Source organism: Enterococcus montenegrensis (assembly GCF_029983095.1).
Lineage (GTDB): Bacteria > Bacillota > Bacilli > Lactobacillales > Enterococcaceae > Enterococcus_C > Enterococcus_C montenegrensis.
The window spans coordinates 1,618,432-1,643,609 of sequence record NZ_CP120467.1; the positions used below are offsets into that span (position 1 = coordinate 1,618,432).

Here is a 25,178-nt window from a genome sequence, read left to right on the forward strand (position 1 = left end):
TTCTCACTCTAAAATAAATCATCTTCCCCATTATAGCAATAATCAGAATGCTTGCCTATGAAAAGCAGTAAGGCTTAGTAAAAATCTTAAGGCCTTTATCCACATATTTGATATGAAAAGCGCTTTTTTACGCACTATAATGTTTCACAAAAAGAATGTAGGTAATATATTTCGTGCAAATACATTATTAACATACGCATTTTCAGTTGATTTTGTTTCACAAAAAAACAACTGAAAGATTTAAATTTTTGGCCATAAGACACTTCTAATCGATGGGCAATCTAAATTTACAAGCTTTATCTGTAAAGCTTTGCTAACAAAACAGTAAGAATGTTGCTATCATTTGCTTTTTTATGATTGTCATTTTGACACAAAAAAAAGCCACACAAAAATTGTGTGGCTTTCATCAAAGATTTAAACTTCTAAAAGTTCTTTTTCTTTATCAGCAGCGATTTGATCTAACTGCTTAATACTATCATCGGTTAACTGTTGCACATCTTTTTCTAAGTTGCGTAAGTCGTCTTCAGTGATATCGCTACTTTTTTCTTGTTTTTTATAAGCATCCATCGCATCACGGCGCACGTTACGAACAGCAACTTTAGCGTTTTCTGCTTCTTTTTTTACTTCTTTAGCTAATTCTTTCCGACGTTCTTCGGTTAATTGCGGAAAGACAAGACGAATTACCGTACCGTCACTTTGCGGTGTAATTCCAATATCACTTGTCAATAGTGATTTTTCCACTTCTTTAATCATTGATTTATCAAAAGGCGTAATTAAAAGCACCCGTGCTTCTGGAGTTTGAATTGAAGCCATTTGATTAAGTGGTGTTGGTGCGCCGTAATACGGTACTAAGATACGGTCAAGTAAGCCTGCGTTGGCACGACCAGCTCGAATTTGTCCCAATGTACGTCGTAAATTATCAGCGACCTTTTGCATTTTTTCTTTTGCTTCTGTCATTGTTGCATCTGCCATTTTATTTCCCCCTCACTGTAGTTCCAATATGCTCACCTAAAATAACACGGCGAATGTTTCCTGGTTCATTTAAATTGAAGACAACTAAAGGAATATCATTGTCCATACTTAGTGAGCTTGCGGTTGAATCCATTACTTGAAGACCTTTTGCAATCACATCTAAATGTGTTAATTCTTCATATTTAACAGCAGTATCATCTAATTTTGGATCTGCAGAGTAAACACCATCAACATTATTTTTTGCCATTAAAATTACGTCAGCATTAATTTCTGCTGCGCGCAATGCAGCTGTAGTATCCGTTGAAAAGTAAGGATTACCCGTTCCACCAGCAAAAATGACAATCCGACCTTTTTCAAGGTGACGTTCTGCTCGTCTGCGAATATATGGTTCTGCAATTTGACGCATTTCAATTGAAGTTTGCACACGGGTTGGTACCCCTTCGTTTTCCAAGGTATCTTGGAGTGCTAGAGCATTCATGACGGTTGCTAACATTCCCATGTAATCCGCTTGTGCTCTTTCCATTCCCATTTGGGCACCAATTTGTCCCCGCCAAATATTGCCGCCACCGACAACAATCGCCATTTCGACACCAAGTTCATGGACATCTCTAATTTCTTTGACAATTTCTTTAATAGTTGGTGGTTTAATGCCGAAGCCTTCATCGCCTGCTAATGCTTCCCCACTTAATTTTAGGACTACTCGTTGATATTTTGGTTTAACCATTTTGCTTCCTCCGTATCTTCTACTGACTATTGTAGCATAGATCAGAATAATCTTTGCACCTTTGTCAGTCTTTGCCGTTATTTTTATAACTGGCTTTAAAAAAAGGGAGCGCATAAAATGCGTTCCCTACTATTCAATTGAATAGAATTATTTTTTAACTTGGCTCATAACTTCTTCAACAAAGTTATCTTCGCGTTTTTCGATACCTTCGCCAACTTCAAAGCGAACAAATGATTTCACTGTCGCGCCTTTTGAAGCAACGTATTTGGAAACAGTCATATCTGGATCTTTAACAAATGGTTGGTCAACTAAAGAAATTTCAGCTTTGAATTTCTTCAAGCGGCCTTCAACCATTTTTTCAACGATATTAGCTGGTTTGCCTTCGTTTAAAGCTTGTTCAGTTAAAACATTTTTTTCATGTTCTAACTCTTCAGCTGGAATTTGTGATTCGTCAACGTAACGTGGGTTGATAGCTGCAACGTGCATTGCAACATCTTTTGCAACTGCTTCGTCAGTTGTACCATCTAAAACAGTTAATACAGCGATACGTCCGCCCATGTGTAAGTAGCCGCCAAATGCTGCATTATCATCTTTTTCAACAACTTCAAAACGACGGAAGCTGATTTTTTCGCCGATAACTTGCGTTGCTTCGATTAATGAAGATTCAACTGTACCTTTAGCAGTTTCTAATTTCATAGCAGCTTCCATGTCAGCTGGTTTGTTTGCTGCTACTAATTCAGCGATTTCTTTAACTAGATCTTGGAACATTTCGTTTTTAGAAACAAAGTCAGTCTCTGAGTTTACTTCTACAACTGCTGCAACGTTACCGTTTACAGCAACAGAAGCCAATCCTTCCGCTGCGATACGGTCATTTTTCTTAGCAGCTTTGGCCATACCTTTTTCTCTTAATAAATCTACGGCTTTTTCAATGTCGCCTTCAACTTCTACTAATGCACGTTTTGCATCCATCATACCGACACCTGTCATGTCGCGTAATTCTTTAACCATTTTAGCTGTAACGTCTGCCATTTTGTGGTTCCTCCTCGAAATTTGTTGCAGATAGTCTGCATTTTCTTTAAAAAAAGCTGTTTCAAAGGAGAGTGAGGCTTGCCGCCTAGCCTTTGAAACAGCTCCGTGTCAAAAATTATTTAACTAAAATTATTCAGCTTGGTTGTCGCCTTCAACAACGTCAACGATTTCTTCGATTGAAGTAGTGCCTTCAGCATCTTCTGATACGAAAGTTTCTTCAACAACTTGGTCTTCACCTTGGTTGCCTTCGATTAAAGCGTCAGCCATTTTAGCTGTGATTAATTTAACGGCGCGAATCGCATCATCATTTGATGGGATTACAACATCGATTTCATCTGGATCACAGTTTGTATCAACCATCGCTACGATTGGAATATTCAATTTACGAGCTTCTTGAACAGCAATACGTTCTTTACGAGGATCAACGATGTACATTACATCTGGAATACGTGGCATATCTGCGATACCACCTAAGAATTTTTCAAGACGTTCGCGTTCTTTGTTTAAGCCCACAACTTCTTTTTTAGGTAGTACTTCAAAAGTACCGTCTTCTTCCATTTTGTTGATTTGTTTCAAACGAGCTACACGTTTTTGGATTGTTTCCCAGTTAGTCAACGTACCACCTAACCAACGATGGTTAACGTAGAATTGACCAGCACGCGTTGCTTCTTCTTTGATAGCTTCTTGTGCTTGTTTTTTAGTACCAACAAACAATGCAACGCCGCCTTCTTCAGCAACGTTTTTCATGTAGTCGTATGCTACATCTACTAACTTAACTGTTTTTTGTAAGTCGATAATGTAGATACCATTACGTTCTGTGAAGATATATTTCTTCATTTTTGGGTTCCAGCGACGAGTTTGGTGACCAAAGTGTACGCCGGCTTCTAGCAATTGTTTCATTGAGATTACTGCCATGTTTTTGTTTCCTCCAATTTGGTTTTTCCCTTTCAAAAACGTCAAGCTCTTTGGCAGACTTTACTATTTGTAAAGCACCCTGTCTCAGATCCGTTTTTGATGTGGATTTTTTAGCTGTAGAGTCTTCACCCCACAACATTTGCTATTATACCGATAAAGGTCTTTAGTTTCAAGCATGAAATCACCTTTTTTAAATTTTATCTTGATAAAGGTGAAAAAGTGTAACGTATTCGCAGCTAGAATAAGATATATTTCTCTTTTTAAATGTTATTATTTTCGTTAATTTAGCATTTTGAAAAAGACAGATAATTCAAACATATCTTAATAAATCGCATTAATTCGCATAAAGTTAAATTAGCAATTCCTTTGATGTATAAAAAATCATTAATACTACTATCTTAAAAGTACTTATTTTGTTATGATGAGATTGCAAATTTTTATTAAAGGAGCAAACCGATGCGTAAAGCTGATCGTCATTTATTAATTAAACAAATTGTTAGCAATCAAACCGTTCGTACACAAGAAGAGCTTTTAAATATTTTGGAAAGCCATGGTGTGACAGCTACACAAGCAACAATTTCGCGGGATATCCGCGATTTAAAAATTATCAAGGTACCTGATGAAAATGGTGTCGCCCGTTTTGAAATTTTCCAAGGAGACCGCTTTGAAGGAGATGGCCGTGAAGAAGAACGCCGCCTCATTCATATGGTCGAAGATGTCGTTGTTAAAGTGGAACGCGTTCAATTTTTAACGATTATCGTCACTATCCCGGATAACGCCCAAGTCTTATGTGCTTTAATTGACGATATCGATGTACCTGAAAAAGTCACCACTATTGCTGGTTTTGACACTGTCATTGTTATCTCGCGAACAGAAGAAGACGCACTCAAAATTGAAGAATATTTTAAATCTCATATTATCGCTTAAAACTAACTAAAAAATCCCAATAGCATAAATAAAGATATACTCCTGAAATTTAGCTTATACTAAATTTGCCACTGTATTTCTTTATTAACTATTGGGATTTTTTTATTAACTTAGAACCTTTTGCAAGTTAACTTTGTACATTTCAATGCTACAATTAATCTATAATAAAAATTTAAATACAAGAATAAAGGAGGAATTTTTTATGCACTGGGCTTTTCAAATTGCACAAGCACTAATAAGAAAATACCCTGACAAAAAGACACCCATTACTTGTGCTTCTGGGGTTAGTCCTTCTGGCTACATTCATGTCGGTAATTTTCGCGAAATTGTCACCACCTATTTTGTCACACAGGCACTACACTTTTTAGGTGCTACTCCCCGTTATATTTTATCATGGGATGATTATGATCGTTTACGAAAGATTCCTAAAAATGTTACCGGGGTCACAGCAGAAAAAATTGGAATGCCTTACACTAAAATAGCCCCTCCTAGTCAGGCATCTGAATCCGTTTATTCCTATGGTGATTATTTCGAAAATTTGTTTATCCATGATTTAAAACAAATGCATATCACACCAGAATTTATCTTTGAAACAACGGCTTATGAAAGCGGCGCTTATGATGCAGATATCGCCTTAGCCTTAAGCAAACGTAAAGAAATATATGATATTTTAAGCCGTTTCCGTACCGAAAAAGCCGACGATTTAGAAAGAGAAAGCTATTATCCAATCTCTTTATACTGCGACAACTGCTATCACGACACGACAACAATTACCCACTATGATGAAAAAACACAACGTATTTCTTATACTTGTCACAATTGCGGTCACGTTGCCAAACAACAAATTGGACAAAAACAACGGATTAAACTTCACTGGAAAATCGACTGGCCAATGCGATGGCGTTATGAAAAAGTTGCTTTTGAACCCGGAGGTAAAGATCATTCTTCAAAAAATGGGAGTTTTGATGTTGCTAAAGCAATTGCTGCTGAAATTTTTGAATGGCACGCCCCCATGTACCAACCTTATGATTTTGTAAACATTAAAGGTCAAACCAAAAAGATGTCAAGCTCTGCTGGCAATATTTTGACATTACCAGACTTATTATCTATTTATACACCAGAGCTGGTTTTCTATTTATACGGAAAATATCAGCCAAAAGCGCAATTTGATCTAGGTCTTGATGATGTTGTTTTGCGCAACTACAAAGAATTTGAGCAACTGGTTACAAAAGCTAAAAATAATCAACTAGATGAAACTCGCCACCAATTATTACAATTAACTGGTGTGAATTTAAAAGAAAATTATCCTGAATTTGGCCATGTAGTTAGCATCTTAGCTCTTACCGCCAATAACGATTCATTAGCTAAGGAATTATTGCAAAAAGAAGCTGCTTATTCAGAAGCCGCAATTGATTACATCTTGCCTCGTGCACAGTATTGGATTGAAAACGATGCCAAAAACCGTCTGATTACAATCAATGACACCAAAAATTTTGCAGCCTATCAAAAACTTTCAGATGAAGTAAAAGAAGAAATAGAAAAATTTCGTCAAATACTTCCGCAAGCAAATGATTTAGCAGCTGCAGATTTCATGCAAAAAATTTACGATTTATCCGATACCAGCGATAAAAAAACGAAACGCAGCAAACAAAAAGAACTCTTTACCGCCCTTTATCAATTGACTTTAAATCAAGATCACGGACCGCGAATACCATTATTGATAAAAGTAATTGGGATTAAAAAAATGCAACAATTGCTTCAATTTGAGCAATCGTGATGAATAATACACTAACCGGACTTGATCATTTGACAGTACTTTTGTTTGTGGGTTTAGCCATCACTGGCTTTTTACTTTTGCTGGCCATTTTATTACAAATTACTAGAGGCCTTTTTTGGGCGCGATCACCCCAAAAATTCAAAGAAGACATAACAAAGTCTGCCTATAAAAAAGAAAGGGAAATTGGCCTGAGAATTAACCACCTAATCTTTGTTGTGGTTCCGCCGTTTTTTGTCGCTTTTTTGCTAATATTATGCTGGCTACTACTTAAATAGTCACAACAATTTTTATTAAAATCCACGCTTATAAGTAAATGACATCTTTACGTATAAGCTAGCTTTTTATTATATTGAAACCTATGGGAAATAAAACAGCGGGAAAAATCATTAGAAACGACTTTTCCCGCTGTTTTTACGGTAATTTATTACATTTTCTCAGGTGCATGTAATCCTAATAGACGTAAATCTTCTTTTAGTAAAACGGTAACTGCATAAACTAAAGCTAAACGAGCATCCTTTTGATCATCGTCTGCTAAAATCTTCACATTCGCATAGTATTTGTTAAACGCTTGTGCCAATTTAATTGCATGTTTGGCAATGACAGATGGTTCATAATTAGCAGCTGCTTTTAAGATTGTTTCTGGGTATTGTTGAATTAATTTTACAACTTCCCAAGATGCTTCATCATTTAGTTTGTAATCAGCCGCTTCATTTGGTGTAAAGCCAGCTTTAGCCAAAATGCTCATTGCACGAGCGTGTGTGTATTGTACGTATGGTCCTGTTTCACCTTCAAAACGAACAACTTCTTCTAACGTGAAGTCAAAGGTATTTAAACGATCATTTTTAAGATCGTGGAAAATAACTGCCCCTACACCAACTTGTTTTGCTACTTCATCTTTATTTTCCAAGTCAGGATTTTTTTCAGAGATTTGTTCTTTGGCTGAATCAATCGCTTGATTTAACACTTCTTCTAGTAAGACAATTTTACCTTTACGGGTAGACAATTTCTTACCACCTTGAGTAATTAAACCAAAGGCAATGTGATGCATATCATCAGACCAGTCAAAGCCCATTTCTTTTAAGACTGCTTTTAATTGTTTAAAGTGATAACTTTGTTCATTTCCGACAACATAAATGGATTGCGCAAAGTCATACGTGCGCTTGCGGTATAACGCTGCCGCTAAGTCACGGGTAATATAAAGTGTAGCGCCATCTGACTTACGAATTAACGCTGGATTTAAATCATAAGCAGATAAGTCAACGATTTCAGCCCCACGGTCTTCTTTTAACAAATGTTTTTCTTCTAACAATTCAATGATTCCATCCATTTTGTCATTGTAGAAAGCTTCACCGTTTAATGAGTCAAACTTCACTTCCAACATGTCATAAATCTTATTGAATTCTTTCATTGACTCATCACGGAACCATTGCCATAAAGAAACCGCTTCTTTATCGCCGTCTTCTAATTTTTTAAACCATGCGCGCGCTTCATCGTCTAATTCAGGTTGTGTTTCTACTTCTTCGTGGAATTGCACGTATAAACGTAATAACTCGTTGATTGGTTCAGATTTTACAGCTTCTTCAGAACCCCATTTTTTATAAGCAACAATTAATTTGCCAAATTGCGTACCCCAGTCACCTAAGTGGTTAATACGAATTGGGTTGTAGCCGATTTTTTCCATAATAAAACCAATTGAATTTCCGATAACCGTTGAACGTAAATGTCCCATTGAAATCGGCTTGGCAATGTTGGGTGAAGACAAATCGATTGGTACATTACGATTTTCACCTATATTGGCATCCCCGTAATGTTCTTTTTCTTTGACAACAGTCGCTAAAACTTTTTCAGAAATAGCACCTTTATTCATAAAGAAGTTTAAGTATGGACCTACTACTTCGATTTTTTCAAAGTTTTTGCCATCAATTTTTTCCGCTAATTCTGGTGCAATTTGTTGTGGCGCTTTTTTATACGCTTTAGCTAAAGCAAAGGCTGGAAAAGCAACATCCCCATGATCAGCTGATTTTGGATTTTCCAATAATTTTTCGATTTGCTCCATGGTTAAATCATCTTTTAATACATCATAAAGCGCTTTTGCTACGACATCTTTGTTGTTCATCTGATATCCTCCTTAGATTAAAATGAGCTAAAAACTCATCAGTTACCCTTATTTTACAATTTAATGATCACCAAAGCCACTTAGAGCTTTAGTTATTCTTGATTTTGTCAATAAAAAAAGCCCCTAACGATAATCGTTAGAGACGAGACTTCCCGCGGTACCACTCTTGTTGTTTGAATACACAAACCAGCTTCTTCTATAACGGTAGATCGCCGTCTGCTACATGCAGATTTTCCCAAGTGCGTTTCTTATTTGTCTTCTTGCTTGGCTCACACCCACCCAAACTCGCTAAATTTCCAACAAACAATACTCTCTTGTTCACAAAATCAATTATTAAACTGACACTGATTATAACAAATACTTTTTTTTCTGGCTAGTCTTTTTATCATTATTTTAAACGAAAAAGTATTTTCTTTCATTTCTTTGTTTAAAATTGTATTTTTACTAATTAGATTTCAAAAATATCCCCACTGTACCCTAAAGGAGAAAAATGTACAGCAGAGATATTTTTTAGCAAATTAACTATTAGTCGGCAACTACAATCGTGCCATCTTCATTAGCCAATAAGTTTTCAATATTTTCCAATGAAGTGATGATTGCTTTACCTTCAGGACGAGCTTCAACAAATTCAATACATGCTTGTACTTTAGGCAACATACTGCCTGGAGCAAATTGATCTTCTTGAATGTATTGTTTCATTTCTGAAACTGTCACGCGTTCTAATTTCTTTTGATCTGGTTTTTGATAATTTACATACACATTATCAACACCAGTCAAGACGATTAGAAGGTCTGCTTTAATGATTTCCGCTAATTTTTCAGAAGCGAAATCTTTGTCAATTACAGCTTCGCGACCTTCCAAACCTTTTGCAGTTTCCACAACAGGAATACCGCCACCACCAACAGAAATTGTCACCACACCTTGATCTACTAAGCTTTCGATCACGCGTGCTTCTTTAATTGAAAGTGGTTTTGGTGATGCAACAACTTTACGCCAGCCTCGCCCTGCATCTTCTTTAAAAGTAGCATTGCCCGCTTGCATTTGTTGTTTGGCTTCTTCTTCAGTGAAGAATGGACCAACTGGTTTACTTGGATTATTAAAAGATGGATCGTCTTCTGCCACAATAACTTGTGTCACTAAAGAAACAACATCTTTATCAATACCTTTTTCTTTTAAGATAGCGCCCATTTCATTTTGCAACCAGTAACCAATTGAACCTTCTGTCATAGCAACACAAGTATCTAAAGGCATAGCTGGTGTTTTTTCAGAGTCCGCTGCCGCTTGTTGGATTAGTAAGTTCCCAACTTGGGGACCATTACCATGGGAGATGATTAATTCATCCCCTTGTTCGATAAATTGAACTAAATATTTTGCAGTTTCTTTTAATGCATTTTGTTGTGCTTGTGCAGTTGCGTCATCAGATAAGATTGCATTACCACCTAAAGCTACAACGACTTTACGTTTTGCCATAATTATCGCTCCTCGTAAGAAATTTTGACAGTTTTTAGAAACACCAAAACAAGCCAGCTCTTTTGACAGGCAAAAGGCTCAAAGAACTGACTCGTCTTAGTTAAAGTAGGTTTTAATTTAGTAGCGATTAAGCACGTGGAATAAACAGATTACCTAATGTCGCAGCCATAATAGCTTTGATTGAGTGCATGCGGTTTTCCGCTTGATCAAATTGACGCGCATATTTAGAACGGAAGACTTCATCTGTAACTTCCATTTCAGTAATGCCAAATCTTTCTTTCATTTGTTCGCCATATACAGTGTTTGTATCATGGAATGCTGGTAAGCAGTGTAAGAAGATTAAGCGATCTGTATTATGTGTTTTCTCAACTAATTCCATGTTGATTTGGTAAGGACGCAATAATTTGATACGTTCTTCAAATTTGTCTTCTTCACCCATTGATACCCAAACATCGGCATACAATACATCAGCGCCATCAACGCCTTTATCAACATCGTCTGTTACCATTAATTTGGCACCAGATTTTTCAGCAAACTCTTGTGCCATTTTTTGGATTTCTTCTTCAGGTTGTAATTCTTTTGGTGCTACGATACGTACATTTGTACCTAAAATCGCACCTGTTACTAACAATGAGTTTGCCATGTTATTACGGCCATCTCCACAGTAAGCTAATGTAATATCTTCAACTGTGCCAAAGTTTTCTTGGATTGTTAAGAAGTCGGCAATCATTTGTGTTGGATGCCATTCGTCTGTCAAACCATTCCAAACTGGAACGCCTGAAAACTCAGCCAACTCTTCAACCATTTTTTGGCTGAATCCGCGGAATTCAATTCCGTCAAACATACGACCCAATACTTTTGCAGTATCTTCTGTTGATTCTTTTTTACCTAATTGAATATCATTTGCACCAAGGTATTCCGGATGTGCACCTAAATCAATTGAAGCTGTAGTAAAAGCAGCCCGTGTCCGTGTAGAAGTTTTTTCAAATAAAAGTGCAATATTTTTACCTTCTAAGTAGCGATGTGGAATCCCACGTTTTTTAAGATCTTTCAAATGTTCAGAAAAATCGATTAGATATTGTAATTCTTCTTTTGTAAAATCTTTTTCTGCTAACAAGCTTCTTCCTTGGAATACTGATTCTTTCATAAGTTGAGCTCTCCTTTAGTTAGTTTTCATTTGGTCCGCAAGACGGCTTACAGCCGCCCGCAGAACCAATTCATACCTTTATTTTTTTAGATCTTCACGTACTAATGGTTGACTCATGCAACGAGGGCCACCACGACCGCGTGATAATTCTCCTGAATGGATTTCTAACACTTTAATACCATAGCTACGTAGAATTTCGTTTGATACATAGTTACGATTATACGTTACTACTACAGCTGGTGCAATTGCTAAGGTATTTGAACCGTCATTCCATTGTTCACGAGGTGCAACGATTGCATCGCCATCACCGGTTGGAATTAATACCAAATCATCTAAATGTAATAAATCTTTTAATGTACCGTGTAAGTCATTTGTTTGTGTGATTGTGATATCGTCGCCATTTGGTTCTAAAATGAAGCAATCGATTTTACCATCAGCATCTTGAATAGCTGGATGAATCGTAAATTTATCGTAATCTACCATTGTAAATACAGTATCCAAATGCATCATTGCACGGTTATTCGGAATTTTAATTGCTAAAACTTTTTCAAAACCAGCATGTTTAGCAAACATATTGCGCGCTAATTTTTCCAAAGTTTTCGCATTTGTCCGTTGTGAAATACCAACTGCTAATACTTCATGGCTAAGAACTAATTCGTCCCCACCTTCAATATGGCCTTCAGCTTCACGGTCTAACCAGACATCAACTTTGCCTGCAAAACGTGGATGATGATTTAAAATATATTCTGTAAATAATGATTCACGACGACGTGCTTCAAAAGTCATCTTGTTAACAGTCATGCCGTTACCAATTGATGCAGAAGGGTCGCGAGTGAAGTATAGGTTAGGCATTGGATCCATGTAAAATGGATATTCATCGTCAGCAGATAAATCTAGTAATGAACGAGATTTAACATCGATTTCTTTTGTACGTACCCCAGCCATGATTTTATCAACCATGTCTTGTGTTTCCATACTAAGCAGATATTCGAACAATCCTTGACGGACAGCTGCTGAATCAATATGAGATTCATCTAAGATGCGGTTTAAGAATTCTTCTTTCACATTACCAGCATCAATAGCTTCTGTTGATAATTTTTCTAAATACAGAGTTTCTGCACCATTGTCTTGTAAAACTTTGGCGAACTCGTCATGCTCTGCTTGGGCATTTGGCAAATATGGAATATCGTCAAATAATAAACGATCCATAATGTCTGGAGTTAAGTTTTCAACTTCTGCGCCAGGTCTTTTCAATAGAACAGTGTTTAGTTTTCCGATTTCGGAAAACACGTGAATTGGTTTGTCCATTTTTTATTGCCTCCTCGTTATTGATTACATTAATAGATTAACCCTTAAAAGAAAGGGCTTTCAAATTTATCTAACATTATAAAGGAGAAATATTTCACATTATATTAGATGTTATTTATATTTACCCGATTAATGAATGAAACAATCATAACAGAAGATATATTTATTCATTTTGAACGAAAAAAAATATTTATTCATTTGGATTTTTTTTGCATATAGAATATTCTCTTTATTTTAAAGGTCTAAATAATTTGAAAACGCATACTTTTCAGCAGTTTTTGTATATTTCCGGTATGCAAAACCTTGTTTTATTCATTTTTGCCATTTTCACTCAATAAAAATCCGACTTACATTCTCATATTATTTTTTTGCTGAAATCTGCCGTCTACACCTTATTTTTCCCTTTACAAACCAAAGGAAAAAGGCAACAATATAAACTAGAGAAAAAAAGTGTAAAAAAGGAGTTAGCCAGTTATGTATGCCGATAAGGTAGACTATCAATTTTCCCGTTTAAGATACCAAGCAGATTTTGAACACCTTACTGATGACGAATTCCAACTTTTAAAGGCCAATGTTTTATTACGTTCTTATAAAAAAGGACAAGTACTCTTTGACGAAGGGGATGCAAGAGACCGACTGTATTATGTCGTTGCTGGTTTGGTACGAATTGAACGCTATGATGAAAGTGCAACTTACTACTATTATGATTACGTAACCAATTACAGCGTTTTTCCTTTGGGAGGCGTTTTCGAAGCAGAAGTTTACACCCATAGTGCTCAAGCCATGACTGACATTGAAACCTTCTATTTTCCTACCCAAATTTATGAACAAATTTGCCAAAAGAACAACCAGCAGTTACTTTACCTTATCAAAAAGCAAAATAAAATTATCGAAAGCCATCAATTACGCCTACAAACGGGCTTAACTTCAAATGCTCACGATCGTGTAACCCAAAATCTCTACATATTAAAACGAGAGTTAGGACAACCAGAATCCAAAACCAAAGTCACGATTCCATTTCCAATTACTTTAAAAGAATTAGCTGTTAATAGTGGTACTACCCGTGAAACAGCAGGTCAAGTCATTAAAAAGCTAAAAGAAAAAGGTTTAATTGATTATGAAAAAAAAATATTCACTTTTTATGAAGATGTAATCAAATAGCCTACTCAAATTATAAAAACGGATGATTTAGCCTATGCCAAATCATCCGTTTTTATATTTGTAAATGTAAGCCAGAAAAAAGTCACTTAAAAAGTTTGACTTCATTTCCCCCAAAAATCCATCAAGAATCTTAAATGTTTTAGTTCTAGCTTACATCAATAAGTGTACCGTAATTGTAATTTTCTTTTTTTCAAATTAATTGCGGATTAAAAACTCCTTTTGAAAAAAATCAGGCTAATTCCAAACCCGGTTTAGCATTTAGAAAATAGTTGCCAAAATGTTGTTTTGCTAATTCTACATGAGCGGCAGCACCAATCATTGCAGCATTATCTCCACATAAACGCAACGGCGGTACAATTAATTCAACGCCTGGAGCTTCTTTGAGCAATACTTCACCTAAACGTTCTCGCAGCCCCTGATTGGCTGCAACGCCACCAGCAACAACTAATTGTTTAACTGGCCAATTTTGACAAGCACGGATTGTTTTTGCAGTTAAAACATCTACGACGCTGGCTTGAAAACTTGCAGCTAGATCTTCTTTTGCTAACACTTCACCTTTTTGATCTGCATTGTGCACTAAATTAATAAAGGCACTTTTTAAACCGCTAAAACTAAAATCATAATTATCCTCATGGATCATTGCGCGAGGAAAATGAAACGTATCTTTCCCCAGATGAGCAAGCTGATCTAGTTCTTTACCGCTAGGATAACTTAAACCTAAGACGCGTCCTACTTTATCGTAGGCTTCACCACAAGCGTCATCTCGGGTTTCACCAATAATTTCATAAGAGCCGTCTTCAGCCATGTAAACTAACTCCGTATGCCCACCACTAACAAGTAAAGCCATTAAAGGAAATTCTAATGGTTTTACTAACCGTGCTGCATAAATATGTCCTGCCATATGATTTACAGGAATTAACGGTAATTGGTGCGCCCAGGCAAACGCCTTGGCCGCTGCGATTCCAATTAAAAGCGAGCCGACTAAACCAGGACCATACGTTACCGCCACAGCAGTTAAATCTTTTGGTGTAACTTGTGCTTCACTTAACGCATCTTGTAAACAAAGCGTAATTTGCTCCACATGATGACGACTTGCAACTTCTGGCACAACGCCACCAAAACGTTGGTGACTTTTAATTTGGGAAGCAACAATATTACTTAATATTTCATGACCGTCTTTAATCACTGCAACACTTGTTTCATCACAGCTACTTTCAACGGCTAAAATTAATTCAGAACTCATTTGTTTGAATTGGCCCCACTTTCTTTAACATAATTAAGGCATCTTCCCGTGGATTTTGATAATAATCTGCCCGTCGACTAATGACCTTATAACCATGCGCTAAATAGAGATTTTTGGCAGAAAAATTTCTTATCCGTACCTCTAAAAAAAATTGGTTTACTGACGGAATTTTATCCACTAACTTCATTAAAAGACCGCCGTAACCTTTATTTTGTGTTGCAGGATGAACGGCCACGTTGGCAATTTCAACTTCATCAATAATTTTTTGATAAGCTAAAAAAGCTACTATTTGTCCTTTTTCTTCTATAATAAAATAATTGGTTGCAGCATTTTTTAAATCAGCGAGATATTGCTCTTTTTTCCAAGGACTTCCTGTTTGATAGGCAGCCTCTGCAATGTTATACAATGAATCTGCCAGTTCCGTCAAGTTGTAGTCCTTTTTTTCTTTAATCTTAAAATCAGTCAATGTATTTCACCATATCCAATGCATCTTCATTTGTTTGATCATAATAGGCGGTTTTAATTGCGCGTGAAACATATCCTAATTTGCGGTATAGGCGTTGCGCATCGCGATTACTTAACCGAACTTCCAAAGACATGGTCAAACAACCATTTTTTTTAGCAAAATGTTCCAACTCTTGTAATAAAAATGTGCCAATGCCACTTCCTTGAAAATCTGGATCAACGGCTATATTGGTGATATGGGCATCATTGCCAATAATACGGCATCCGCCAAAAGCTAAAATAGCTTCAGCTTCCACACATAAATACAAATGTGGTAGCGGTGAAATTAATTCTGACAAAAATGCTGATTTAGTCCAAGGTAACTTGCCATGGTAAACATTTCTTTCCACTGCTAAAAGCGCTTTGATGTCGTCATTTGTCACTTCGCGAACAAACCAGGCTGCATGTCCTGGATAAGTCCTTTTTAGATAGCCTGCACTTTTAAAAGGTGGTTTTGGAAAAAGAGCTTTAAATTTTTTCAACATAATTTTCGTCACCTGACCAATCTTTGTGGGCAGCCAGCCATTTTTCTTCTGCTTCGACACGTTTTAAATATAGCGGTGAAAAAGTGTCAATATTGGTCACTGGTGCTTTTTTGGCACCCAATTCTGCTAAAACTGCCCCACTGGGAAGTTGCCAATGGGAAATTTTATTTATTTTTGCAGTGGGTAAACTTTCACTTATCTCCGCTGCAAACTTTGCTACATCTTCTCCGACAAATAAAATGTCATGTTCATTTTTCAACTGTACTAGTAAATCTGCTAGTGCCATATGGCGATCTGCTTGAATCATTTGCAATTCATCTGCAACCCATTGATAAAGACCAGTGTATACATTGTTTCTTCTTGCATCAAATAATGGGACAATAACGCCTGCATAATTACGGCAATTGGCGGCAATTAAAGCCAAACTAGAAACACCAACCAACTCACAATGTAGTGTATCTGCTAGTGTTTTTGCTGTTGTGACACCAATTCTAAGCCCCGTGTAAGATCCAGGTCCCTGGGCAACTACGATGCGCTCAATTTCTTGTGGGGTTAATGCAACTTTTTCCATTAGCTCAGCAATAGCGGGCATTAACGTCACACTATGATTTTTATTAACATTTGTTGTAATTTCGCCTAAGACGATGTTTTCAGCCATCACGCTGACTGTTAAGGTTTTATTTGATGTATCAAAAGCCAATATCTTCACGGTGCTATCCTCTCCTTTAACTCTAGTGTATTTTACCACAAATTTAAAAAAGTTAAATAAACCTGCGTAGAGCCAATAAAAAATGCTACCGTCAGATATAAAGCAACTGCGGTAACATCTTTCAACTAGTTTGTTTGTAATGTTGACTCTCTTAAAATCAGTTTCGTGCCAATTGTAATCTTGCGTGGGACGGGTGCTTCATCTTTTTCAATTTGTACCATCGTTTCTAGAGCTAATTCTCCCATCCACTCTGTTGGTACTTGAATGGTAGACAAAGCAGGCGTTACATATTTGGCCACGCTAACATCATTAAAACCAATAACTGAAATATCTGCCGGTACTTTTAAGCCTGCCTCGTGAATGGCTTTTAATGCCCCAACTGCCATTGCATCACTTGCGGCAAATAGTGCGCTGGGAATTTCTTTTTCAGACTGCAAAAAATTTTTAACGGCTTGATAGCCACCTTCAACTGTAAAATCCCCTGTGATTTCATACTGTGAATTTAAAAGCTTCAATTGCCGCAACCGTTCAGTAAACAAACGCAAGCGAGGGTCAGCAATTTCATTATGATAATCTTTCGTAAACTCTACACCAGCTAAAATAGCGATCTTTTCATGCCCTTCTTTGATGAAATGATCAATGACTAAATCTACTGCCTGATGAAAGTCAACAACTAAAGAATCAAACCCAGCTGACATTCCATCATAATCCACAAATAAAAGTGGTTGCTTCATTTTCTTTAGCGTTTTAATATGTTTGGCATCAAATTTTCCCAATGCGATGATCCCATCGGTTTTTGTATCGGAAAGTTCAGATAAAGATTCTTTTACCAATTGTATGTTTAATTCTTCTGCTTTTCGTTCAATGCCTAAACGAATCGCCAAATAATACAAATCTTCCAATTCCTCTTCGTCGTTATACCACTGAACTAAGCGTAAGACTTGGTCTGCTTTTTTTTGCTTGTTTTTATATTTCGTATAATTGAGAGCTTCTGCTGCTTCAAAAATTTTCCGTTTGGTATCTTGTCCCACTGAAAGTCCAGCATCATAATTTAAGACTCGCGAAACAGTGGCCGGGGAGACGTTGGCTTTTTGGGCTATATCTTTAATTGTTGCCATGCTACACCTCCTTTAGTTTTATTTCTCGAGTTGTAAGTTAAAGATAAACAAATTTGTGCAGCTGATTTTTTAACGCTTAAAGTGTATCAGTAAAACGCAAAAAGGCTTGTTGCCCCACTTTATCACGTTTAAAAACACCAGCATCTTCCAAAACACGGGCAAAAATTTGTCCAACTTCACCATGTATGATATCCATGGCATTTGTTGGCGTAAATTCATGGGTTTGCATCATCGCTTGTGCCCAGGTTTTATGGTAGTCGGCAATATTATTAGGTTTACCTAATACATATTTTTCAACTTCTTCTAATTCAGGTAATAATCTTGGTGGTAAGACAGCTAGTCCCATTACCTCAATCAGACCAATATTTTCTTTTTTAATATGTTGCACATCTGGATGGGGATGAAAAATACCATCGGGGAATTTTTTTGAAACATTATTATCCCGCAATACTAAATCAACCTCATATAACTTTCCATTTCTTCTGGCAATGGGCGTTATCGTATGATGTGGCGTGCCATCGTCACTAAATGCTTTGACACAAACACTTTCATCTGAATAGTGTTTCCAGGCTTGTAAGATATACTCGCAAGCATTTATCATTTCAGTTTTGTCTGCTCCTTGCAACCGAAGAACTGACATCGGCCATTTTACAATTCCCGCTTTAATATTTGGAAAAACACTTAAATTAATTTCTTTTTCCAGGGGAGCTTTTGCCATCGCAAAGGTGTGCTTTCCACCTTGATAATGGTCATGGGATAAAATTGATCCTCCTACAATCGGTAAATCCGCATTTGAGCCCACAAAATAATGGGGTAAAACTTCAATGATGGTCAATAAACGTTCAAAAGTTGCCCGGCTAATTTGCATCGGGCGATGCTCTTCTGATAAGACAATGCAATGTTCATTATAATAGGCATATGGGGAATATTGAAATCCCCAACTCTCACCATTCAAGTTCATGCGAATAATGCGGTGATTGGTCCGCGCTGGATAATTCAGGCGCCCTTTATAGCCTTCATTTTCCATGCAAAGCATACATTTGGGATAATCGCCGGCTGTCACATTTTTCATTGTTGCAATTTCTTTAGGGTCTTTTTCTGGTTTAGAAAGATTAATTGTAATCTCTAATTTTCCATATTTCGTTTCAGCTGGAAAAACAATGTTTTTAGCAATAGCACGCGTTTTAATATAGTCATTTTCTTGACATAATTTAAAAAAGTATTCGGTTGCGGCTTCTGGTGTTTTAGCATAATGTTGGGCAAAAAAAGCATTAACAACTGAAGGCGGCGGCGTCAAAAAATCCATTAACTGCGCTTCCAAAATTTCTTTTTGGGCTAGACTATCTCCGATTACACCATTTTCTTTTGCTTTTTTTACTAATGCATCTAATAACTCTAAAGAATTTTGGGTCGCACTTTGTGGCTTAACCTCATCCAGACTATCCTCCCCAATTAAAGCAATAATCCGATTTTGTAAATATAAGCGGTCTAATTCCATATAACCACCGGCATGAATGGCTAATGTCGCAAAATCCACCACTGTCTGGCTGATACTCATTATTTTACCTCCTAGTCTTCATAACCATGAGGATGACTAACGTGCCAATCCCAAGCTGTTTTAATAATATCTTTAATGTCGGTATACGCAGGTTGCCAGCCTAAAATTTCTTTTGCCTTGTCACTTGCAGCCACAAGTGTTGCAGGGTCCCCTTTTCTTCGGGGGGCAATTTTGGCAGGAATTTTTCTACCCGTAACTGCTCTAGCGGCTTCTAGCATTTCCTTAACGGAATAACCATTATTACTGCCAAGATTAAAGACATTGCTTTTGTTACCTGCTTTTAAATATTCTAAAGCTAAAATGTGCGCGGCAATTAAATCTTCTACTTGAACATAATCACGAATACAAGTGCCATCTGGTGTTTTGTAATCATCACCGAAAATCTGCAACGCCTCTCTTTGCCCTAAAGCAACTTGTAAAATAATCGGTACTAAATGGGTTTCCGGATCGTGATCTTCCCCAATTGAAGCATCTGCTTTAGCTCCGGCAACATTGAAATAACGCAAGGCAACGTATTTCATCCCGTATGCGTTGTCACACCATTTCATCATTTTTTCCATCATCAGTTTACTTTCCCCGTATGGATTTTTGGGTGCAGTTTCAGCCGTTTCTTTAATTGGTACAACTTTTGGTTCGCCATAAGTTGCCGCAGTAGAAGAAAAGACAATATTTTTTACATCATTTGCTTGCATCACTTCTAATAAAATTTGCATTCCGTAAACATTATTATTAAAATATTTCAATGGCTTTTCTACTGATTCGCCAACTAAAGAACTAGCCGCAAAGTGAATGACACCTTCAATTTTCTCTTTTTGAAAAACACTTTCTAAAAAGTCTTTATCCCGCACATCCCCTTCATAAAAACGCGCATCTTTATGAATTGCTTGTTTGTGCCCAGTTAATAAATTGTCCACAACCACCACGTCGTATCCTTTGGTAATTAATTGATCCACTGCGTGAGAGCCGATATAACCAGCTCCGCCTAATACTAAAATTGACATTTTAAAGCCTCCATTTTTTATTTTAATTTGCGGGCACCATCATCAATACTCGCTTTGTAAATATCTGTAGCATACCCGATCTTCTCTTTGTAGGCAGCTTTTACATTTTCAGTAAAATGCTCAAATTCACTTTCTTTAACAAGTGCAATCGCACAGCCACCAAAACCTGCTCCAGTCATGCGCGCCCCTAGTACACCTGATTGCGCTTGGGCTGTAGCTACTAGAGTATCCAACTCAATACCTGTCACTTCATAATCATACTGCAAAGACGCATGAGATGCATTTAATAATTTACCAAAAGTTGCTAAATCACCGTTAACTAATGCCATCTTGGCTTTTTTAGTCCGTTCATTTTCAGTAACTGCGTGTTTTGCTCGTTTAATGAGAACCTCATCCCCAATTAAATCCGTATTATTGAAAAATTCTGCTTCTGATAATTCACCTAATGATCTAATCGGTAATTTTGTTTGGAGGCGACTCAATGCTTCTTCACATTCACTTCGGCGTTCATTGTATTTCGAGTCAGCTAATTCACGGCGTTTATTCGTATTCATAATCGCCACAACGTATTCGCCAAATTCCGCTGGAACCAATTCATATTCAAGTGTATTTGTATCCAGCAAAATGGCATGATCCATTTTTCCCATACCAATTGCAAATTGATCCATGATACCTGAATTGACACCAATAAATTTATTTTCTACGCGTTTACCTGTTTGGACTAATTCAATCATTTTGACATCAAGGTCAAATAAATCTTGTAAGATTACCCCTGTCAAAAGCTCAATCGATGCTGAAGATGAAAGACCTGCTCCATTTGGAATAGTACCATAAAAAAGAATTTCCATGCCACTTTCAATTTGAAAGCCATCACTTTTTAAAAAGCGCATCATCCCTTTTGGATAGTTAGTCCAATCGTGTTCTTTATGAAAATCCAAATCATCAATTGAAAATTCAATAATTCCTTTTTCCGGGAAGTTTTCCGAATAAAGACGGACTTTTTTATCCTCACGTTTTCGTGCTAACCCATAAGTACCGATTGTAATTGAAGCTGGAAAAACATAACCGCCATTGTAATCTGTATGTTCGCCAATTAAATTAATTCGGCCTGGAGCAAAATATTCACCGGTTGATTTATTACCAAATTTCGCATTAAAAAGTTCTTGTAAGTCTTTTGTCATCAAAAAACACCTCATCATTTTTGTTTAGTAAATTTATTATAATTTATTTACTAAATATTTTCAATGATTATTTATTTACGAACTTAATGCCAGTCACTAACTGGAAAAAGCGTTTAGCTTTTATTTTTAGTGGACTTGTTACATAATATAATAAAAGTATGAACGGAGTGATTGGGATGAAAAAATTTGTATCAGGTGTCTTAGTCGGTACTTTGGCTACCGTTGCAGCAGCAGGTGCTTTTGTAGTAACTGTCAAAAAACAAGTAATCGATCCTATCGATGAAAAAGAAGCGATGATTGAAGAAAACCGAAAAAAAGCAATGCGTAAACGCGTTGCCCGCTAATAAAAAAATCACACCATCAACTGGTGTGATTTTTTTAATGTATCTCTAAGGACTGCTTATCTTAGTAGTCTTTTTTCTTTTAATCTATTTACTGATAAATAAAAATTATGTTTTGCGGTTTAAATATTCTGCTAACACAACCGCTTGATTATGCACTTCATCTTTAGCGCCATATAACAACGTTACTTTTTCTTTTCGCTGAACAATTGTCGTAAGTTGGGCAAGTGCAGACTTAGCCGGCTCAGTTTGCAACTCCGCGATATACTTTTCTTTAAAGACCGGAAAGTTTTCTGGCTTGTGGCCAAACCATTTTCGCAATTCTGTTGAAGGAGCAATTTCTTTTAACCATTCATCCAAGTGTGCATCCACTTTTTTAATGCCCCGCGGCCAGACTCGGTCAACTAAAACGCGAAAGCCATCTTTTTTTTCGTAGTCGGCATAAATTCTTTTTGTCGTAATCATGATTAATCCCTCCTTTCTTTAGTTTAGCACTTCTTGGTAAAACCACCCAATAAAAAAATACTGGACTAAAAGCCAGAAGTGACCTTTGTTCCAGTATCAAAAATTTAACTGTTTTTCTTTTTAACTTTACCTTCCCAGCTTTGGTATCCACCTTTTAATAAGTAAATATCTGTATAGCCGGCTTTACGCAATTTGTTGGCAGCTCGTACTGCAATTGCTCGTTTTTGATCATAAATGTAAACTGGTTGATCTTTACGAATACTACCAATTGAATTTTTCAAAACAGAGTAGGGAATATTGCGAGCACCTAATACATGTCCGGCATCAAACTCATCTTTTTCCCGAACATCAACGACTTGTGCTTTACGCATACCTTCTCGAAAAGTCTCTTGATCAATTGTTGTAGCAGATTTTTTAGCCATAATTCGAAGATACAATTCATTAATTCCGATTCCTAATAAAATTGCAATTAAAACAATATCAATAATAATAATTGGAGACATCTTTTGCTTTCCTTCCTATTTCACGAAATCTAATGCTAATGAAGCTGCGCCAATAACGCCTGCTTCGTTGCCTAGTTGTGCTAATTTAATACTGGTACTTTCAGTTACTTGTGGGAAAGTAAATTCAGCAAAGTACTTTTCAACGCGACTACGTAAAAATTCTCCTGCGGCTGAAACTCCACCACCTAAAACAATTGCAGATGGATTTAAGGTGTTGCCTAAATTACCACATGCTAAGCCTAAATAAAAGCAGACCTTGTCAACGACCATTAAAGCAAAGGCGTCACCCGCCTGGGCATAATCAAAAACATCTTTAGATGAAATATCATACCCTTCATCTAGTTGCGCTTTTAATTTCGAATCTCCTGCGTACTCTTCAGCTAAATGACGGGCTACCCGTACAACACCAGTAGCAGAAGAAACGGTTTCTAAACAACCTTTTTTACCACAAGTACATTGGAAACCTGCCGGATCAACTGTGACATGGCCGATTTCACCGGCACAACCTGCAACACCGTGTAATAAATGACCTTCAGCGATAATACCACCACCAACACCGGTACCAAGGGTGATAAAGATAACGTCTGGGTTATTCTCCCCAGCACCTAACCAACGTTCGCCCAAAGCTGCAACATTGGCATCATTGTCAATGGCAAAAGGAATTTTAGTTCCTGCTTCAATTTGTTCTTTAACAGGTTGCAATGTCGTCCAATTTAAATTGTAAGCCCCAATTACTGTTCCTGCATTACGATCAACACTACCTGGTGTTCCCATTCCAATTCCAACAAAATCTGCTGGTTTCATGTTGTATAAGGCTAAATGATGATTAATTGATTCCACGATTTCTGGTACGATATGACTACCTTCATCCAATATGTTGGTTTCAATACTCCATTTTTGTTGAATTTCTCCTGCGGTAGTTAAAATTGCGAATTTTACTGTAGTCCCGCCTAAATCAATTCCGATAATTTTTTTGTCCATGTACAATTATCCTTTCTGCCGACTTTCTTCAATGCGATGCTCTCGTTTTAATATGCGCCAGCAAGTTAGATACGTATCGTGATCGATTAAACGACCATCGTATAAATTTTTTAATTCAATTAACATTAATTCGATATCATAAATGCGCTTGCCTACATAAATATAAATACCAAAACGTTTAAATAATTGCTGAACATCGTAAAGAGTTTCCATTTTACACACTTCCTCGCATATTATACAGGCAATCCATATTTTTTTAAACCATATAAAAGACAAATCACGAAAAGAAATACAAAAACAACACCGCAAATGACTCTTGTATGAATTGAAAAACGACCGTGATTTTGTGGTAGCGCTACGACATTACCTAACAATAGCCCACCGATAACACCGCCGATATGTCCCCAGATATCAATCGATTGATCAAAAATACCAAATAATAAACTAAGACCAACAAAAAGGGCAAATTGTCTGACCATGCCTTGCACAGCCGGATTATTGCGGAAATAATATCCTAATAACAAAAAGGCCCCGAAGACACCAAAAATTGAAGTGCTACTACCAGCTGAACGGATGCCTGCGTTATTAAATGCAAAACTGACTGCATTTCCCATCACGCCACTTAATAAATACAAGACAAAAAAACGCCAATGGCCATAGATGGCTTCAACTTGCTGCCCAATAAAATATAATACAATTGAATTAACAGCAAAATGGGTCAGTGAAAAGTGGATAAATATCGGTGTTATAAAGCGCCAGTATTGGTGAAGATAGGCGACAAAAGGTCCAAACATCACACCACGAGCTTCAATTTGTAGACTGGGAATAAACATAAGCAAATAAACGACTGTTTGAATTGCTAAAAAGCTGTACGTAACAACCGGCCGATTAAGCCAGCGTTTTAATGTCATTTTCCATTCGTTATTCATAAACAACCTCACTTCTATAATCCGTAATTATTTTTTTTACCGGAAGATCAAATTTCTCAGGCTGCCAATCCTCAACAATCTGCTCGTTAAAAACCAAACTAACCGTCTGTCCTTTATAATCCATTAAAAAGCGATCGTAATACCCGCCACCAAAACCAATGCGATAACCGCGACTTGAAAAAACGATGCCAGGAACTATTAATAAATCAATTTCATCTTTTGCCACTGTATCAGTTACTAGTGGTTCTTGTACACCAAAATTAGAAACGTGATAGCTTGTATCTTCAACAACCGGATGAAAAGTCAATAAACGATTTTGTAAAGCTTTTGGAGCAACCATTTGTTTACCTTCTTGAAAAGCTCGTTGAAAAATTGGCTGCGTGTCTAATTCTATGTCCGTTGCACGGATAGCTGCAATACAATTTGCCTCTTGCCATAGACGACTGGCAAATAACAATTGCAAAATAATGGTTTCTTTTTCTTGTTTTTTACCTTTATGAAGAGCTAATTCTTGCAACTTAGCAATTCCTTTTTGGCGTAACTCTTTTTTATCCAAATCCATCGCTCCTTATTCAGGCTATTTTCCAAGTGAAATCTCGCGATACGTCATCTTA

At 36.8% G+C, this 25,178-nt stretch carries 27 protein-coding genes and 1 other annotated feature; of the genes, 5 read left to right on the top strand and 22 right to left on the bottom strand.

Annotated elements, in window-relative coordinates; all coding sequences use genetic code 11:
• Window positions 1-414 precede the first annotated feature (414 nt).
• From frr to rpsB, 4 genes are all read right to left on the bottom strand, one after another.
• Entirely contained in the window at window positions 415-972 is a 558-nt protein-coding gene (gene frr / locus P3T75_RS07845; protein WP_206905748.1) for a ribosome recycling factor, read from the bottom strand.
• 1 nt (window position 973) lies between these two features.
• Complete coding sequence (pyrH, locus tag P3T75_RS07850) at window positions 974-1,696, bottom strand: UMP kinase (protein WP_206905747.1); 723 nt, start codon at window positions 1,694-1,696, stop codon at window positions 974-976.
• 147 nt (window positions 1,697-1,843) lie between these two features.
• Complete coding sequence (tsf, locus tag P3T75_RS07855) at window positions 1,844-2,725, bottom strand: translation elongation factor Ts (RefSeq protein ID WP_230708544.1); 882 nt, start codon at window positions 2,723-2,725, stop codon at window positions 1,844-1,846.
• A 129-nt stretch (window positions 2,726-2,854) separates the two neighbouring features.
• Window positions 2,855-3,640 carry a 30S ribosomal protein S2 gene (rpsB, locus tag P3T75_RS07860; protein WP_206905744.1) on the bottom strand — a complete coding sequence of 262 codons (786 nt, stop codon included), beginning with the start codon at window positions 3,638-3,640 and terminating at the stop codon, window positions 2,855-2,857.
• 456 nt (window positions 3,641-4,096) lie between these two features.
• Here rpsB and P3T75_RS07865 point away from each other — a divergent pair, with 456 nt between their 5' ends.
• From P3T75_RS07865 to P3T75_RS07875, 3 genes are all read left to right on the top strand, one after another.
• The gene (locus P3T75_RS07865; RefSeq protein ID WP_206905742.1) at window positions 4,097-4,567 is read left to right on the top strand and encodes an arginine repressor; all 471 of its coding nucleotides are present in this window, start codon (window positions 4,097-4,099) and stop codon (window positions 4,565-4,567) included.
• Between the two features lie 202 nt (window positions 4,568-4,769).
• Window positions 4,770-6,344, top strand: coding sequence for a lysine--tRNA ligase (gene lysS / locus P3T75_RS07870; protein WP_282461275.1), 1,575 nt, complete (start codon window positions 4,770-4,772; stop codon window positions 6,342-6,344).
• Window positions 6,344-6,619, top strand: a complete 276-nt coding sequence (locus P3T75_RS07875) for a hypothetical protein (protein WP_282461276.1) — start codon at window positions 6,344-6,346, stop codon at window positions 6,617-6,619. Before lysS ends, P3T75_RS07875 begins: the two co-directional genes overlap by 1 nt.
• A 149-nt stretch (window positions 6,620-6,768) precedes the next feature.
• Here the strand turns inward: P3T75_RS07875 and argS are convergent, their stop codons facing one another.
• From argS to arcA, 4 genes are all read right to left on the bottom strand, one after another.
• Entirely contained in the window at window positions 6,769-8,460 is a 1,692-nt protein-coding gene (gene argS, locus P3T75_RS07880) for an arginine--tRNA ligase (RefSeq protein WP_282461277.1), read from the bottom strand.
• 135 nt (window positions 8,461-8,595) lie between these two features.
• Window positions 8,596-8,791, bottom strand: a binding site (T-box leader).
• A 194-nt stretch (window positions 8,792-8,985) separates the two neighbouring features.
• Window positions 8,986-9,930, bottom strand: coding sequence for a carbamate kinase (gene arcC / locus P3T75_RS07885; RefSeq protein ID WP_230708549.1), 945 nt, complete (start codon window positions 9,928-9,930; stop codon window positions 8,986-8,988).
• Window positions 9,931-10,057: 127 nt separating this feature from the next.
• Window positions 10,058-11,077, bottom strand: a complete 1,020-nt coding sequence (gene argF, locus P3T75_RS07890) for an ornithine carbamoyltransferase (protein ID WP_206905732.1) — start codon at window positions 11,075-11,077, stop codon at window positions 10,058-10,060.
• A gap of 78 nt (window positions 11,078-11,155) precedes the next feature.
• Entirely contained in the window at window positions 11,156-12,385 is a 1,230-nt protein-coding gene (arcA, locus tag P3T75_RS07895; protein ID WP_206905730.1) for an arginine deiminase, read from the bottom strand.
• Window positions 12,386-12,859: 474 nt separating this feature from the next.
• Here arcA and P3T75_RS07900 point away from each other — a divergent pair, with 474 nt between their 5' ends.
• Window positions 12,860-13,546: a Crp/Fnr family transcriptional regulator gene (locus P3T75_RS07900; protein WP_206905728.1), complete on the top strand. Its 687-nt coding sequence runs from the start codon at window positions 12,860-12,862 to the stop codon at window positions 13,544-13,546.
• A 229-nt stretch (window positions 13,547-13,775) separates the two neighbouring features.
• Here the strand turns inward: P3T75_RS07900 and tsaD are convergent, their stop codons facing one another.
• From tsaD to P3T75_RS07940, 8 genes are all read right to left on the bottom strand, one after another.
• The gene (gene tsaD, locus P3T75_RS07905; protein ID WP_230708553.1) at window positions 13,776-14,789 is read right to left on the bottom strand and encodes a tRNA (adenosine(37)-N6)-threonylcarbamoyltransferase complex transferase subunit TsaD; all 1,014 of its coding nucleotides are present in this window, start codon (window positions 14,787-14,789) and stop codon (window positions 13,776-13,778) included.
• Window positions 14,779-15,255 carry a ribosomal protein S18-alanine N-acetyltransferase gene (gene rimI / locus P3T75_RS07910; RefSeq protein WP_282461278.1) on the bottom strand — a complete coding sequence of 159 codons (477 nt, stop codon included), beginning with the start codon at window positions 15,253-15,255 and terminating at the stop codon, window positions 14,779-14,781. The genes tsaD and rimI (P3T75_RS07910) overlap by 11 nt, the downstream gene beginning before the upstream one ends.
• A complete protein-coding gene (rimI, locus tag P3T75_RS07915) occupies window positions 15,248-15,778 on the bottom strand; it encodes a ribosomal protein S18-alanine N-acetyltransferase (RefSeq protein WP_282461279.1) in 531 nt (176 codons plus the stop codon). Before rimI (P3T75_RS07915) ends, rimI (P3T75_RS07910) begins: the two co-directional genes overlap by 8 nt.
• The gene (gene tsaB, locus P3T75_RS07920) at window positions 15,762-16,487 is read right to left on the bottom strand and encodes a tRNA (adenosine(37)-N6)-threonylcarbamoyltransferase complex dimerization subunit type 1 TsaB (RefSeq protein WP_282461280.1); all 726 of its coding nucleotides are present in this window, start codon (window positions 16,485-16,487) and stop codon (window positions 15,762-15,764) included. The genes rimI (P3T75_RS07915) and tsaB overlap by 17 nt, the downstream gene beginning before the upstream one ends.
• Before the next feature lie 125 nt (window positions 16,488-16,612).
• Window positions 16,613-17,605: a LacI family DNA-binding transcriptional regulator gene (locus tag P3T75_RS07925; protein WP_282461281.1), complete on the bottom strand. Its 993-nt coding sequence runs from the start codon at window positions 17,603-17,605 to the stop codon at window positions 16,613-16,615.
• A 76-nt stretch (window positions 17,606-17,681) separates the two neighbouring features.
• Entirely contained in the window at window positions 17,682-19,163 is a 1,482-nt protein-coding gene (gene galT, locus P3T75_RS07930) for a UDP-glucose--hexose-1-phosphate uridylyltransferase (RefSeq protein ID WP_282461282.1), read from the bottom strand.
• Between the two features lie 11 nt (window positions 19,164-19,174).
• Window positions 19,175-20,164 carry a UDP-glucose 4-epimerase GalE gene (galE, locus tag P3T75_RS07935; RefSeq protein WP_206905703.1) on the bottom strand — a complete coding sequence of 330 codons (990 nt, stop codon included), beginning with the start codon at window positions 20,162-20,164 and terminating at the stop codon, window positions 19,175-19,177.
• A 17-nt stretch (window positions 20,165-20,181) separates the two neighbouring features.
• Window positions 20,182-21,345: a galactokinase gene (locus tag P3T75_RS07940; protein ID WP_282461283.1), complete on the bottom strand. Its 1,164-nt coding sequence runs from the start codon at window positions 21,343-21,345 to the stop codon at window positions 20,182-20,184.
• A 176-nt stretch (window positions 21,346-21,521) separates the two neighbouring features.
• Here P3T75_RS07940 and P3T75_RS07945 point away from each other — a divergent pair, with 176 nt between their 5' ends.
• Window positions 21,522-21,689, top strand: coding sequence for a DUF3042 family protein (locus P3T75_RS07945; RefSeq protein ID WP_282462586.1), 168 nt, complete (start codon window positions 21,522-21,524; stop codon window positions 21,687-21,689).
• Window positions 21,690-21,794: 105 nt separating this feature from the next.
• On the opposite strand, the gene P3T75_RS07950 is transcribed toward P3T75_RS07945, so the two are convergent.
• The 6 genes from P3T75_RS07950 to P3T75_RS07975 form a co-directional block, all read right to left on the bottom strand.
• Window positions 21,795-22,151, bottom strand: a complete 357-nt coding sequence (locus P3T75_RS07950; RefSeq protein ID WP_206905700.1) for a DUF488 domain-containing protein — start codon at window positions 22,149-22,151, stop codon at window positions 21,795-21,797.
• Window positions 22,152-22,255: 104 nt separating this feature from the next.
• A complete protein-coding gene (locus tag P3T75_RS07955; RefSeq protein WP_230708565.1) occupies window positions 22,256-22,654 on the bottom strand; it encodes a rhodanese-like domain-containing protein in 399 nt (132 codons plus the stop codon).
• Between the two features lie 15 nt (window positions 22,655-22,669).
• Window positions 22,670-23,635, bottom strand: coding sequence for an ROK family glucokinase (locus tag P3T75_RS07960; protein ID WP_282461284.1), 966 nt, complete (start codon window positions 23,633-23,635; stop codon window positions 22,670-22,672).
• 6 nt (window positions 23,636-23,641) lie between these two features.
• Window positions 23,642-23,848 (bottom strand): YqgQ family protein, encoded by a 207-nt coding sequence (locus P3T75_RS07965; RefSeq protein ID WP_173102792.1) that lies wholly within the window; start codon window positions 23,846-23,848, stop codon window positions 23,642-23,644.
• 20 nt (window positions 23,849-23,868) lie between these two features.
• Window positions 23,869-24,564: a rhomboid family intramembrane serine protease gene (locus tag P3T75_RS07970; RefSeq protein ID WP_206905686.1), complete on the bottom strand. Its 696-nt coding sequence runs from the start codon at window positions 24,562-24,564 to the stop codon at window positions 23,869-23,871.
• The gene (locus P3T75_RS07975; RefSeq protein WP_206905684.1) at window positions 24,557-25,120 is read right to left on the bottom strand and encodes a 5-formyltetrahydrofolate cyclo-ligase; all 564 of its coding nucleotides are present in this window, start codon (window positions 25,118-25,120) and stop codon (window positions 24,557-24,559) included. The genes P3T75_RS07970 and P3T75_RS07975 overlap by 8 nt, the downstream gene beginning before the upstream one ends.
• Window positions 25,121-25,178 lie beyond the last annotated feature (58 nt).